Origin of the sequence: Aliidongia dinghuensis (genome assembly GCF_014643535.1) — a bacterium.
In the GTDB taxonomy this organism is placed as follows: domain Bacteria; phylum Pseudomonadota; class Alphaproteobacteria; order ATCC43930; family CGMCC-115725; genus Aliidongia; species Aliidongia dinghuensis.
Window position 1 is genome coordinate 14,958 of sequence record NZ_BMJQ01000026.1, and the last position, 12,789, is coordinate 27,746.

The 12,789-nt window shown below is 66.1% G+C and carries 12 protein-coding genes; all 12 read left to right on the plus strand.

Annotation, left to right across the window (positions count from 1 at the left end; translation table 11 throughout):
- Positions 1-142: 142 nt before the first annotated feature.
- The 12 genes from IEY58_RS31390 to IEY58_RS31445 all read left to right on the plus strand — a co-directional run bounded on the left by IEY58_RS31390 (position 143) and on the right by IEY58_RS31445 (position 12,777).
- Entirely contained in the window at positions 143-1,546 is a 1,404-nt protein-coding gene (locus IEY58_RS31390; protein ID WP_189052136.1) for a substrate-binding domain-containing protein, read from the plus strand.
- A 482-nt stretch (positions 1,547-2,028) separates the two neighbouring features.
- Entirely contained in the window at positions 2,029-3,432 is a 1,404-nt protein-coding gene (locus IEY58_RS31395; RefSeq protein ID WP_189052137.1) for a substrate-binding domain-containing protein, read from the plus strand.
- A gap of 136 nt (positions 3,433-3,568) precedes the next feature.
- Positions 3,569-5,350 carry a hypothetical protein gene (locus IEY58_RS31400; RefSeq protein WP_189052138.1) on the plus strand — a complete coding sequence of 594 codons (1,782 nt, stop codon included), beginning with the start codon at positions 3,569-3,571 and terminating at the stop codon, positions 5,348-5,350.
- 95 nt (positions 5,351-5,445) lie between these two features.
- Positions 5,446-5,910 (plus strand): type II secretion system major pseudopilin GspG, encoded by a 465-nt coding sequence (gspG, locus tag IEY58_RS31405; RefSeq protein ID WP_229744099.1) that lies wholly within the window; start codon positions 5,446-5,448, stop codon positions 5,908-5,910.
- A 121-nt stretch (positions 5,911-6,031) separates the two neighbouring features.
- Positions 6,032-6,490, plus strand: a complete 459-nt coding sequence (locus tag IEY58_RS31410; protein ID WP_189052139.1) for a hypothetical protein — start codon at positions 6,032-6,034, stop codon at positions 6,488-6,490.
- 78 nt (positions 6,491-6,568) lie between these two features.
- The gene (locus tag IEY58_RS34510) at positions 6,569-6,949 is read left to right on the plus strand and encodes a hypothetical protein (RefSeq protein ID WP_229744100.1); all 381 of its coding nucleotides are present in this window, start codon (positions 6,569-6,571) and stop codon (positions 6,947-6,949) included.
- Between the two features lie 7 nt (positions 6,950-6,956).
- Complete coding sequence (locus IEY58_RS31420) at positions 6,957-7,700, plus strand: TonB C-terminal domain-containing protein (protein ID WP_189052140.1); 744 nt, start codon at positions 6,957-6,959, stop codon at positions 7,698-7,700.
- Positions 7,697-8,395, plus strand: a complete 699-nt coding sequence (locus IEY58_RS31425) for an energy transducer TonB family protein (protein WP_189052141.1) — start codon at positions 7,697-7,699, stop codon at positions 8,393-8,395. Before IEY58_RS31420 ends, IEY58_RS31425 begins: the two co-directional genes overlap by 4 nt.
- Before the next feature lie 174 nt (positions 8,396-8,569).
- Complete coding sequence (locus tag IEY58_RS31430; RefSeq protein WP_189052142.1) at positions 8,570-9,082, plus strand: RNA polymerase sigma factor; 513 nt, start codon at positions 8,570-8,572, stop codon at positions 9,080-9,082.
- A 102-nt stretch (positions 9,083-9,184) separates the two neighbouring features.
- Positions 9,185-10,186: a FecR family protein gene (locus IEY58_RS31435; protein WP_189052143.1), complete on the plus strand. Its 1,002-nt coding sequence runs from the start codon at positions 9,185-9,187 to the stop codon at positions 10,184-10,186.
- Positions 10,187-10,490: 304 nt separating this feature from the next.
- A complete protein-coding gene (locus IEY58_RS31440; protein WP_189052144.1) occupies positions 10,491-10,685 on the plus strand; it encodes a hypothetical protein in 195 nt (64 codons plus the stop codon).
- 442 nt (positions 10,686-11,127) lie between these two features.
- Positions 11,128-12,777 (plus strand): ShlB/FhaC/HecB family hemolysin secretion/activation protein, encoded by a 1,650-nt coding sequence (locus IEY58_RS31445; RefSeq protein WP_229744101.1) that lies wholly within the window; start codon positions 11,128-11,130, stop codon positions 12,775-12,777.
- Positions 12,778-12,789: the final 12 nt, after the last annotated feature.

The following is a 12,789-nucleotide window of genomic DNA, read 5'->3' on the forward strand; positions in this document are numbered from 1 at the left end:
GATAATCATTTGAGAGACTGTGGGGTTTGTTGCGCTTATTTTTTGATGCGGAACTCGATATTCTGCAGAGGCTGACGTGCTCCTTGCGTCGAGGCAAATCTTTTGCCCGTCGCGAAAAATTCACCTCTCAAGGGAGTTCAGCATGCTCAAGACCTATCTGCTTTCTACCACCATGATGGCCGCGGTGATCGCGGCGCCGGGTTCGGCGCTCGCGCTCGACCCGATCTACGGCGGCGGCGGCACGCTGGCCGCGAAGGTCTATCGCCAGGTGTTCGACTGCTACGGCAAGCCGGTCGTCGGCGTGCCCACGACCTGCACCACGAGGGGTCCGGGTTCCACGACGCAGGAATTCCTCTACGCCCCGGTCGGCAGCGGCGCCGGCAAGACCGCCTACCTGGCTGACGATCCGACGAAGCTCGGCACCCCGGCCTCCAGCAACACGGTGCCCTACACCTCGAAAGATTTCCCGGCCTATCCCTATCCCAAGCTGAACTTCGCGGGCAGCGACGCGCAGCTGACCTCGACGGAATACTCGACCTACAACACCAACGACCAGGCCAAGTTCGGCCATGCCAAGCAGGTCCCGATGTTCGTGACCGGCATCGCCATTCCGTTCAACCCGCCGGCCAGCGGCCTGCACTATGCCTCGAACGTCACGACCCCGACCGGCGGCAGCGCGCCGCTGCGCCTGTCGGCCAAGAGCCTGTGCGGCATCTTCACCGGCCACATCATCAACTGGAACGACGCCTCGCTGACGGCCGACAACAACGGCGTGGCGCTGGTCTCGACCTCGACGCCGATCAAGGTGGTCGTCCGCGCGGACGGCAGCGGCACCTCGGCCATCTTTACGGCCCATCTGGCGGCGGTGTGCAGCAGCACGCCCTATTCTTATACCGGCACGCCCGGCACCGGCGGCGACGTCGGCGGTGTCGCCAACACCAACCCGCTGTTCGCCCAGCTGCGGGCCGGCAACCCGAGCGGCTACAGCGAAGCGTCGGGCAGCGGCGGCATCGAGGCGGCGGTCAAGGCGAATGCCTCGACGCTCGCCTACGTCAGCCCCGACTACGTGAAGCAGGTGACCTCGGGCACGACTGTGCTCGCCGGCGGCGATCCGTCGGGCCCGGTCACGGCCAACCTGCAGAACAGCTCGGGCAATTACCAGCCGGTTTCGATCGCCGCGACCGGTGCGGCGCTCGCCAGCAGCACGGCGCCGGCCTCGACCGACGATACCGCGACCGATTGGGGCCAGCCGGCCGGCTCGACCAATCCGAGCGGCTCGACGGCCTATCCGGTCGCCGGCTTCACCTTCGTCGATGCCTATACCTGCTACGCCTCGGCCTCGACCGCGAGCGACGCCAAGAGCTTCTTCTCCTGGTACTTCGGCTCGACCAATCGCTCGCAGCTGACGAAGATCCTCGGCGCCAACGGCTTCTCGCCGGTGCCGCTCGCCTTCGCCAGCAACCTCGACACGTTGCTGACGACCGGTTCGGGCACGGCGATCTCGGCCGGCGGCTCGGGCAGCTGCGTCGGCAAGACCGGCGCCTGATCCCGGTGCCTGATCCCGGCGCCTGATCGAAGGCCGTTCGGCTGACCGATGATGCCAAGGTTCCGGCGTGGCCTCGTGAAGCGAGGTCACGCCGGCGCTTCCGGTGACGGCGCGGCCGACCGCTCGCGCCGGCAAGAATGGCGCCAGATAGAAACACTTTTAGGTTGTGGTGAGATTTTGATAAATCAAGAAGATTCTGCAGGTAAGTTTAATAAAACTTAGACGTGTGAAAAATTATGGAAGAGTCATCAAAGTGACCAATTAGTCATACTATAGTCAATTCGTTAATATCGTAGACAATAAATGGATTGTTGTGCTGAGATTGTGCGGTCTCTTGAATGATAATTCGAGAGGCTGTCGGGTTTCGTCGTGCCTGTTCTGTTTAATTGCGGAATAACAGTGTTCCGCAGAGGGTGGCGTGCGCCTTGCGTCGAGGCAAATCCTTGCCCGTCGAGAAAAATCACCTCTCAAGGGAGTTCAGCATGTTCAAGACCTATCTGCTTTCCACGACCATGATGGCCGCGGTGATCGCGGCCCCGGGTTCGGCGCTCGCGCTCGACCCGATCTACGGCGGCGGCGGCACGCTGGCCGCGAAGGTCTATCGCCAGGTGTTCGACTGCTACGGCAAGCCGGTCGTCGGCGTGCCCACGACCTGCACCACGACCGGTCCGGGCTCCACGACGCAGGAATTCCTCTATGCCCCGGTCGGCAGCGGCGCCGGCAAGAGCGCCTATCTGGCCGATGATCCGACGAAGCTCGGCACCCCGGCCGCCAGCAACACGGTGCCCTACACCTCGACCGATTTCCCGAACTATCCCTATTCCAAGCTGAATTTCGCGGGCAGCGACGCGCAGCTGACCTCGACGGAATACTCGACCTACAACACCAACGACCAGGCCAAGTTCGGCAATGCCAAGCAGGTCCCGATGTTCGTGACCGGCATCGCCATTCCGTTCAACCCGCCGGCCAGCGGCCTGACCTACGCCTCGAACGTCACGACCCCGACCGGCGGCAGCGCGCCGCTGCGCCTGTCGGCCAAGAGCCTGTGCGGCATCTTCACCGGCGCCATCACCAACTGGAACGACGCCTCGCTGACGGCCGACAACAACGGCGTGGCGCTGGTCTCGACCTCGACGCCGATCAAGGTGGTCGTCCGTGCGGACGGCAGCGGCACTTCGGCCATCTTCTCGGCCCATCTGGCGGCGGTGTGCAGCAGCACGCCCTATTCTTATACCGGCACGCCCGGCACCGGCGGCGACGTCGGCGGTGTCGCCAACACCAACCCGCTGTTCGCGCAGCTCCGGGCCGGCAACCCGAGCGGCTACAGCGAAGCGTCGGGCAGCGGCGGCATCGAGGCGGCGGTCAAGGCGAATGCCTCGACGCTCGCCTACGTCAGCCCCGACTTCGTGAAGCAGGTGCTCTCGGGCACGACCGTGCTCGCCGGCGGCGATCCGTCGGGCCCGGTCACGGCCAACCTGCAGAACAGCTCGGGCAACTACCAGCCGGTTTCGATCGCCGCGACTGGCGCGGCGCTCGCCAGCAGCACGGCGCCGGCCGCCACCGACGATACCGCGACCGATTGGGGCCAGCCGGCCGGCTCGACCAATCCGAGCGGCTCGACGGCCTATCCGGTCGCCGGCTTCACCTTCGTCGAGGCCTATACCTGCTACGCCTCGGCCTCGACCGCGAGCGACGTCACGAGCTTCTTCTCCTGGTACTTCGGCTCGACCAATCGCACGCAGCTGACGAACATCCTCCGCGCCAACGGCTTCTCGCCGGTGCCGCTCGCCTTCGCCAGCAACCTCAACACCTTGCTGACCACCGGTTCGGGCACGGCGATCTCGGCCGGCGGCTCGGGCAGCTGCGTCGGCAAGACCGGCGCCTGATCCCAGTGCCTAGCTGAAACACCGTCCATCCATGCGGAAGGCTCGCCCCGTGCGCTCTTGGCGTACGGGGCGTGTCCCGCTGGGGCATGCCGCAAAGCCATCCGGCGCGTTCGGCGCCGAACAGAGGAACTGCATCATGAAGCAAACAGGCTCCCATCTCCCCAAGGGATCCCGCCGGCGCCTCGCCGCGGGTTTGGTGCTCGCCGTCGGGCTCGCCGGTGCCAACACCGGCTTCGCTGCCGGTGAGGACCAGACGGTCGTGCTGCCCGGCGCCGTGACGGCGATCGGCCATGGCAATGTCGTGGACATCCTGCGGGCACAGCAGCAGCGGCCGCTCGCCCGCGTGGCGAAGCTGGCCGATGGCACGGCTGCGGCGCCCAGCGTGCGCGCCGTTCCGCGCCATGCCGCCCCCAGCACGCTCGGCTATTCGACGCTCAGCCGGACGGCAGCCGGCGCGGGCGCGCCGACCGTCAGGAGCCAGGCGAGCGCTGCCGCCGCCCTGGCCTTTGCCGGCGCAGTCGGCATCACCGGCGCCCAGCAGCAGGGTGTCACCGGCGGGCCTGACGAAGAGCCGGCCAATCCCGGCATCGCGGTTGGTACGAACGCGATCTTCCAGGTGACGAACGGTGCGTTCAGCGCGGCCGACGGGTCCGGCAATTCGCTGACGGGCGGGCCGCTGTCGATCGCCTACCTGTTCGGCGTCGATATTGCCACCGTGACCCTGTCCAATCCGCGCGTGATCTACGACGCCGATCTGGACGCCTTCATCGTCTCGGAAACCGGCATCGTTGCCAATGCCGACGGGACGAAGTCGAGCAAGATCTATTTCGCGGTCGTCGGGGCCAGCGATCCGTCGCTGCCATTCAACAGCTACAGCATCGATACGAGCCAGGCCGTCACCGGCACCGCTGCTCCCTATTACGCCGATTTCGTGCAGATCGGCGCCGATGCGAACGGTCTCTATTTCAGCGGGAACATCTTCTCGATCGCCAAGGGCAGCTATGCGGGCGCTGCGATCTACGCGCTCTCCAAGGCCGCGCTTGCGGCCGGCCCGGCCACCGTGCCGCCGGTCGTCGAGATCCTGCTGCCGCAAGACTATACGGTGGCGCCGAGTGTCACCGCCCCGCATGCCACGGCCGTGAGCGCCAATGGCGGGACCGAGTATTTTGTCGAGACGCGCGGTGCCATCGCGGCCCAGGTCCGCGTCCTGGCGCTGCTCAACACCCAGTCGCTGAACAGTGCCAGCCCGGCGCTGCAGATTACCCACGCGGACGTGTCGAGCCTGCCCTATGCCCTCCCGGTGCCGGGCCAGCAGCCCAACCAGGTCGGCCCCTACGGCAAGTCGGTCGGCGCGACCGCCGCACCCGCCCTCGACAGCGGCCTCGACATCGTCACGTCCCCGGTCGTTCTCAGCCAGGGCAAGCTGTGGGCAACCGTCGCTACGTCGGTGTTCGACCAGAACTATGATCTCGAGAGCGGCATCGCCTATTTCGCCATCACGCCCGGTGCCAGCACCGTGGCGCAATCCCGTATCACCCAGCAGGGCTATCTGGCGGCGCCATCCTCCGGTGCCAGCCTGCTCAACCCGTCGATCGCGATGAACGCCAACGGCAAGGGCGCGATCGGCTTCACCTTGACCGGCCCGAACAATTTCCCGAGCGCCGGTTTCGCGCCGCTCGACGGCACCGGGGCTGTCGGTGCGGTCCAGGTGTCGGGTGCTGGTACCGCGACGGAAGACGGCTTCAGCGGTTATGCGCCATACGGCAACGTCGCGCTGTGGGGCAACTACAGCAGCGTCGCGGTCGATCCGACGAACGGTTCGCTGTGGCTCGCCAGCGAATTTATCCCGGATGCGACCGCTTACCCGCGCGACAAGAACGTGAACTGGGGCACGTTCGTCACGCACTATACGCCGTAAGCCTGCGGACTCGCCGGGCTCAAGACCGGGATCGTGCAACGATCCCGGTCCGTTCGGCGGTCGAGCATGTTTCCGGAATCGGGAAGCTTTCTCTCATGTCTGCCGTCATTGCCGAGACTTCGCCCGCACCTGAGATGCGGAAGCGCCGCCGCGAGCGCGGCTTCACCTTGCTCGAACTGCTCGTCGTCATCGCCATCCTGGGCCTCTTGGCGGCGCTCGTGGCGCCGCGCGTCATGACGCTGTTCGGCAATGCCAAGCAGAAGATCGCCCAGCAGTCGATCGGGCAGCTGAACGACGTGCTCGAGTTCTACCGGCTCGACGTCGGCGCCTATCCGACGTCGGACCAGGGGCTTCAGGCGCTGGTGACCCAGCCGTCCGGCGTCGACAATTGGCACGGGCCTTATCTCAAGGAGGCCCAGGCACCGGCCGATCCCTGGGGCCGGCCGTTCCAGTACCGCAGCCCCAGCAGCCGGACGGGGCTACCCTACGACATCTGCACCTATGGGGCGTCCGGCCAGCCGGGCGGCAGCGGCGAGAACGCCACGGTCTGCAATAACTAGCGCCGCGACAAGGCGACGGGACGGGTAAACCGGCCACCGACACACGCGTGTCACGAAAGGCCGAGTATGATCCCGGCCTCCAAGCTTCGGCAGACCTTGATCCGGACGTTTTGCGGTGCCCATGACCTCGTTTCCCAAGCGCCTCGTGCGTTCGATCGCGCTCGGCGCCGCCTCTTTTTCCGCCATGCTCGGCATCGGGCAACCTTCGCTACCGGCCGCCGCGAAGGACCTCGACTACCGTCCGGCGACGGCCGTGCCGCCGTCCTGGAACCGCTTTGCGCAGCTGGTGCAATACCGCTTCCAGCAGGGGCTCGGCGGCGATGACGAGGTCGCTCACCGCTTCCATGTTTTCCTCGAGAACCGGGTGCTCGACACGAAGACCGTGCCGGACAGCCTGATCGTCAAGGCCTGGATCGGCAAGGACGGCCGGGTCGAGAAGGTGACGTTCCCGGCGCTCGGCGACAGCCAGGCCGATGACGACCTCCGCACCATCCTGCTTCATGCGCCGATCGGCGAGGCGCCGCCGCCCGATATGCTGCAGCCGCTCCATCTCAGGCTTTCGCTCAGCATGCAGAGCTAGGTCTTTCTGCTGGCCGACCCGTTACCATATGCGGATCTTGACCCAAGACCCTCTCGTCAAAATTCAGGAGGCCGCATCATGAAGTGTCTCGTGGCAACGGCTTTTACCCTGTCCCTGTTGTTCTCGCCTTCGACCGTGGTACCGGCGCAAGCCCAAGAGGCTTCGAACGGCTCGGTCAGCCTCGGTCCCACCACGTCATCCGGCAGTGAGACCTGCGTCGAGGTCGAGATCGGCGGAGAAAAGGCGCCGGGCTTGAACTGTCTCAACCAAGAGCTCAAGCGCAAGGTCGATCGGGTCCAGCCCCCGCCGATCGGTGCCCCGCTCGATGCCCAGTCCCCGTCCGTGCGGGTCGGCACGTTCAACGAGACGGCGGTGAGCCAGCAATACGGCACGAATTTCGGCAAGTCGGTCGTGCCGCAGCGTCCGCCGACGCCGATCTACGCGTCACCGATCCATTAGCCGGCTCATGAAGCGGCTCGGGACGGTTGAAGGCGCGCATGGCAATGGGCCGGAGATCCGGCGGCTCGGGCGGGCAGTACTCTGTGGTCTGTTCCTGCTCGTCGGTGCCGGATCTCTCCCATCGGAGCGCGCGGATGCCGGCCAGGCCGAGCCGAGGAAATTCAGCATCCCGTCCCAGCCGCTCGCCGCGGCGCTCGACGCCTATTGCCTCGAGACCGGCGTGCAGGTGCTCTACGACAGCAAGCTCGCCGCCGGCCGGCGTTCCGGCAAGGCGGAGGGGGTGCTCACGCCCGAGGCGGCCCTGCGCGCCCTGCTTCAGGGGACCAATCTCGGCGTGCGCTACACGGCGTCGCACGACATCGTGCTGGCGCTCATCGCGCCGGAGGAGGTTCACGAGGCGCCACCACCGACGAGCGGTGCCACGCTTTTTCTTGATACGATTCATGTCGAAGACGGGGCGGCACTCGGTAGCCGGCCCGACTTCCGTTCCTATGCCGGCCTCGTCGAAGAGGCCGTGCAACGGGCACTTTATGCCGGTACGAAGACCCGCTCGGGCCGCTACGATATCGCGCTCAAGCTCTGGGTCGACCCGTCGGGATCCGTGATGCGCGCGGAGATTTCCCGCTCGACCGGCGACAGGGAGCGCGATGCGGCGATCACCGGCGCATTGCACGGCCTCGCCATCAGCAAGGCGCCGCCGGCCGGCATGCCCCAGCCGGTCAGTGTCGCAATCCTGGCCCATCCCCGATGACCGGCAAGGAGCGGCCGGAACCGTCCTGGGCGCTCGGCCAGATACCGCGCGGCCTCCAGGTCACTCATCTCGTGGCGATTGCCTTCTCGATGTCGATCCTGCTCGCGGTCGGGATCTATTGGCTGCGCCATGCGGAATTCGGGCCGGTCGCCCACGGTCCCGATGCGGCGGTGCAGGTCCAGCTTGTCCAGATCGGCCCGCCGACGCCGACACCACGGACCGTCGCCGCCGATACGCCTGCCGCGAACCCGCTGCCGCGCCCGACCGTCCCGATTGAGCCGGCGATCAAGCCAGTTGTCGAGAGACCGCCGGTGCCGCGTCCGGCCCCGACCGAGCGCCTCGCCCGTGTCGCCGCCGTCGATGTCGCGGCTCCGCCGGCCGCCCTTTCCGGCAGCCCGATCACGAGCAACGCAGCGGTCGATTTTCAGCGCGTATTGCAGGCCCATATCGAGCGGTATCACGAATATCCCGATGCGGCCCGCGCGGAGCGGCTGCAGGGCGCGGTTCAGGTGATCTTCACCTTGAGCCGGGGAGGCGACGTCATCGGGGTCTGGATCCGAACGAGTTCGGGGCACGAGATCCTGGACCAGGAAGCAATGGCCATGGTCCGGCGCGCACAGCCCCTGCCACCCATTCCGCGCGACCTGCCGGACCGCTTCACGGTCGTGCTGCCCGTGGAATTCTCCGCACCCTGATTTCAGGACCCCCGATTTCGGGGCGATGTCATCCGGTCACGTATCTGTCACTTTCGTCGCGTATAAGCTGCATCGGTCGCCAGCATCCACCCTGGCGAACATCCCGCAGGCCCTGGGCGTCTCTGCTGTGCGCGCCTCTCGCGGTCTGGGCATAATCCAGCACGAGTCGACCGGATGGCTGAAACAAGCCAGGCTACCCTGCGCCAGCTGTTTCTGGTTGGCTACGAAGATCTCAAGCGGCTATTGACCCGCCGGCTCGGTTCGTCTGACCTGGCTGGCGAAGCGCTGCAGGAGACCTATTTGCGGCTGGAGCGGGCGAGCATCGGTCCGGTGCGCAGCCCGCGCGCTTATCTTTATCGCACCGCGCTCAATATCGCGACCAATCGGCGCCTGGCCGAAAACCGGCATCTTTCCGTGTCGGAAGTGGAGACGCTGCTGAATGTCGCAGATGACGCGCCCGATCCCGCCCAAGTGGCAGAAGCGCGTTCCGAAATCGAAGCGCTGAAGCGCGCCGTGGCGGAACTGCCGGCGCGGCGGCGCGAGATCTTCCTGGCCGCATGGCGGGAAGAATTGCCGCATCAGCAGATCGCGGAACATCACGGCGTCACCGTCCGGACTGTGCAGATCGAGCTCAAGCATGCGCTCGAGCATTGTGCACAACGTCTCGGACGCTCACGAAAAAAGTGATTTCGCGGTTGGGGTGCCTGGATTGTCTCATGGATAGAGCTGACCACTGGGGCGGAAGGATGCGTTGCCCGTGATCACAGCGCCGCAAGAAGCGTTCGGGCCATGACAAACCCCGACGAAATCGTTGGCGCGCCCAACCCGCTGCAGGGCGAGGCCCTGGAGTGGGTCATCCGGCTGACGTCGGGTGCCGCGACGGCGCGGGATGCCGACGCGCTCCAGCAGTGGCGCGCGCAGAGCCCTGCGCATGCGGAGGCACTCGCGGAGGCCGTGGCGCTTCGGCGCACGCTTCGGCAGGCCGTCCTGGAACTCGATACGCAGCCGGACGACGACGTCCGTTCGGCGGTCGTTGTGCCGATGCCTCTGCGTCAGCGCGCGAAGGCCGTCATCGGGCGCCGGGCGCTCATCAAGGGAGCAATCGCCGCTTCGGTCGCGGGTTACATGGTGGCCCGCCCGCCGCTCGGCCTATGGCCATCGCTGGCTGAGCTCACCGCGGATTATCGGACCGGCGTCGGCGAGCAGCGACGGATCGCGCTCGCCCAGGGGATCGCCCTCCAGCTCAATACGCAGACGAGCGTCGCCGTGCGGCCGGCTGCGCATGAGCGTGTCGTTGAATTGATCACCGGCGAGGCCGCCGTCACGGCCGACGCTGCCGCATCGCAGCGCGTGGTGCTGGCGGCGGGGAACGGCCGCACCAGCGCCACTCGCGCCAGTTTCACCGTGCGCCGCAACGATGACGGTGCGTGCGTCACCTGCGTTGATGGCGCCGTGCAAGTTGAGCACCGCGGCCAGATCGTCTCGTTGGCGGCCTGGCAGCAGGTCACGTATACCGAGCGGGAATTCGGGTCTGTCATCGCCGTGGATCCGACGGTCGCCGCCGCGTGGCGCGACGGGCTGCTCGTTTTCCACGATACGCCGCTCAATCTCGTCATCGAGGAAGTCAATCGCTACCGGCCGGGCAAGATCGTGCTGACGGGATCCGAGCTCGGCGGGCGCCTCGTCAACGGCGTGTTTCACGTCGACCGCGTCGCCGGCATCATCGACCAGCTTCGGCAGCTGGGTGTCACAGTCACCATCCTGCCCGGCGGCATCGTGCTCGTGAGCTGACGCAAAAACTTCACGCAAGATTGCCGGTTCATTTTTCGCGCCCGCCCCGCGGCTCTTGTCTCAGGAGCAGGGGTGAGGGGGCCGATGGGTATTTCACAACGTCTTGCGCGCAGTTCTGCTGACGCTGGCTTGCCGCCTGCCGCTCGGGTGGGCGGCGCCGTGTCCGTGCCGCAGTCCATCGATCTTCGTGTGCCAACGGCTGTCTCGAGTGCGCCAGCCCGGAAGCGGATCCGCGACGCCGGTGAACCGGTGCTCGATGCCCACGAATTTGTCCGCCGCTTGTCGGTGCCTTGGGAGAAGGTCGATGAGGCAGCTGGTGTCGGTGCGCGCGTGGTTCGATCAGGGACGGCGGTCGCCAGAAACGGTCAGCCCCTGCCACCAGGGTCGTCCGGCCCTGAGGGGGCTCGAGAAGCTCCCGACCTTGATCGCCTATGCCTTGGGCAGCTGGGCCGTTCTCGGTCTTGCCGTCGCGATCATCTTCCTGGCCGCGCAGTCGTGATCCCGGATCAAGCAGCTTGGCAGGCGACGCAGAAGGGGCCTGCCGCGAAGTGCAGGGTTCGTGAGCTGTCGCAAAAACTTCACAAGAATAGCCAACTTATTTTTCGCTTCCACTCACCGGCTCTTGTCTCAGAAGCAGGGGTGAGAGGGTGATGGATACTTCAGGACATCGTGCAAGTGCTGGGGGGAGCGCAGGTTCGGCCGGCGGGCTCTTGGACGGGCTCTCGGGCGGGCTTTCGAGCCAGGATCGCTCGGCCGAACCTGCCATCAGCCCGTCATCGGCCGCAGCTACAACCGGCACGCCGATCCCAGTCACCGCTGCCAGCCGAACGAGGCACGGCATGCCGTGCATCAAGTGGCGTCCGTGCGCGGATCTGTCAGGCCATCCGGCGAACGATGATAAGCGAACTTATCGACGTGCTAGGCTAAATCGAGGGGGTTCTGTGGCCCGAACGTTCATTGATTCCACCGCACGCTGCGGCTGGGGCGTCGCTCTGCTGCTGATCGCCGGCTCGTTGTCCGCCGCTGAGGCGGCGGATGCGCCGCCGCAGGCCGCGGACAACGCAACGACGCCGCAGCCGTCCGCCGAGGCCGCGCCGGCGCCGCAGCCCATCGACATCAACGAATATCGTGTCGAGGGCGCTCATCTGCTGCCTGAAATCGAGATCGAGGAGGCGGTCTATCCGTTCCTCGGTCCCAATCGTACGACCGACGATGTCGAGCATGCCCGGGCCGCGCTCGAGAAGGCCTACAACGTCAAGGGCTATCAGACGGTTGGGGTCGAGATCCCGCCGCAGCAGGTCAAGGACGGCGTCGTCACCCTGAAGGTCGTCGAGGGCAAGGTGGGGCGGCTGCGCGTCAAGGGCGCGCGCTACTTCACGCTCGATGAAATCAAGGCCGAGGCCCCGTCGCTCGCCGAGGGCACGGTGCCGAACTTCAACGATGTCTCCAAGGATATCGTGGCGCTCAACCAGCAGCCGGACCGCAAGGTCACGCCGGCGCTGCGCGCCGGTACCACGCCGGGGACCGTCGATGTCGACCTGAATGTCGAGGATACGTTCCCGCTTCACGGCAGCGTCGAGCTCAACAACCGCTATAGCCAGGGCACGTCGGATCTCCGGCTCAACGCCTCGGTGCATTACGACAATCTCTGGCAGCTCGGCCATTCGCTGAGCTTCAGCTATCAGGTTGCGCCGGAGAACACCAAGGATGCCCAGGTCTTCTCCGGCTCCTACCTGGCGCGCCTGCCGGAGGTGCCGTGGTTGAGCTTCCTGCTCTACGGGCTGCATTCCGACAGCAACGTCTCGACCCTGGGCAGCACCAACGTCGCCGGGCGCGGCTCGGTCATCGGGACGCGCGCCGTCATCACGCTGCCGAGCGAAGAGGGCTTCTTCCATAGCCTCAGCGTCGGCTTCGACTACAAGAGTTTCGACGAAAACGTCAGTCAGGGCAGCGGCCAGTTCGCGAGCCCGATCACCTATTATCCGCTGAACGCGACTTATACAGCGACCTGGCAGGGCGATACGTCCCAGACGCAGCTCAACGCCGGGGTCACGTTCCATACGCGCGGGCTGGGCAGCAGCCCGGAGGAATTCGACGCCAAGCGCTTCCAGTCGGGCGGCGACTTCATCTACTTCAAGGGCGACCTGTCTCGCACCCAGGATCTGCCGGGCGACCTGCAGCTGTTCGGCAAGGTCCAGGGGCAGATCGCGAGCCAGCCGCTCGTCAACAGCGAACAGATGAGCGGCGGCGGCCTCGACACGGTGCGCGGCTACCTCGAGTCCGAAGTGCTGGGCGACAACGGCCTGCTGGGTTCGCTCGAGCTCCGCAGCCCGTCGCTCAGCCCCTGGATCGGGCCTGCCGTGGACGAATGGCGGTTCTACGTCTTCACCGAAGGCGGGACGCTGTCGATCAACGCGCCCCTGCCGCAGCAGCGCTCGACTTTTGACCTGTCGAGCTTCGGCGTCGGCAGCCGGATCCGGCTGCTCGGGCATCTGAACGGCGCGCTCGATCTGGGTGTGCCGATGAGTACGCAAGTGGTGACCCGCGCGGGCGATCCGCGCCTCGATTTCCGTGTCTGGACCGAATTTTAACGCGATCGAACG

Excerpts from the sequence above, each read along its gene's own strand:
- IEY58_RS31390 (WP_189052136.1), top strand. The coding sequence starts at position 143 with ATGCTCAAGACCTATCTGCTTTCTACCACCATGATGGCCGCGGTGATC.
- IEY58_RS31400 (WP_189052138.1), top strand. The coding sequence starts at position 3,569 with ATGAAGCAAACAGGCTCCCATCTCCCCAAGGGATCCCGCCGGCGCCTC.
- IEY58_RS31395 (WP_189052137.1), top strand. The coding sequence starts at position 2,029 with ATGTTCAAGACCTATCTGCTTTCCACGACCATGATGGCCGCGGTGATC.
- IEY58_RS34510 (WP_229744100.1), top strand. The coding sequence starts at position 6,569 with ATGAAGTGTCTCGTGGCAACGGCTTTTACCCTGTCCCTGTTGTTCTCG.
- IEY58_RS31420 (WP_189052140.1), top strand. The coding sequence starts at position 6,957 with ATGAAGCGGCTCGGGACGGTTGAAGGCGCGCATGGCAATGGGCCGGAG.
- gspG (WP_229744099.1), top strand. The coding sequence starts at position 5,446 with ATGTCTGCCGTCATTGCCGAGACTTCGCCCGCACCTGAGATGCGGAAG.
- IEY58_RS31435 (WP_189052143.1), top strand. The coding sequence starts at position 9,185 with ATGACAAACCCCGACGAAATCGTTGGCGCGCCCAACCCGCTGCAGGGC.
- IEY58_RS31440 (WP_189052144.1), top strand. The coding sequence starts at position 10,491 with ATGAGGCAGCTGGTGTCGGTGCGCGCGTGGTTCGATCAGGGACGGCGG.
- IEY58_RS31410 (WP_189052139.1), top strand. The coding sequence starts at position 6,032 with ATGACCTCGTTTCCCAAGCGCCTCGTGCGTTCGATCGCGCTCGGCGCC.
- IEY58_RS31430 (WP_189052142.1), top strand. The coding sequence starts at position 8,570 with ATGGCTGAAACAAGCCAGGCTACCCTGCGCCAGCTGTTTCTGGTTGGC.
- IEY58_RS31425 (WP_189052141.1), top strand. The coding sequence starts at position 7,697 with ATGACCGGCAAGGAGCGGCCGGAACCGTCCTGGGCGCTCGGCCAGATA.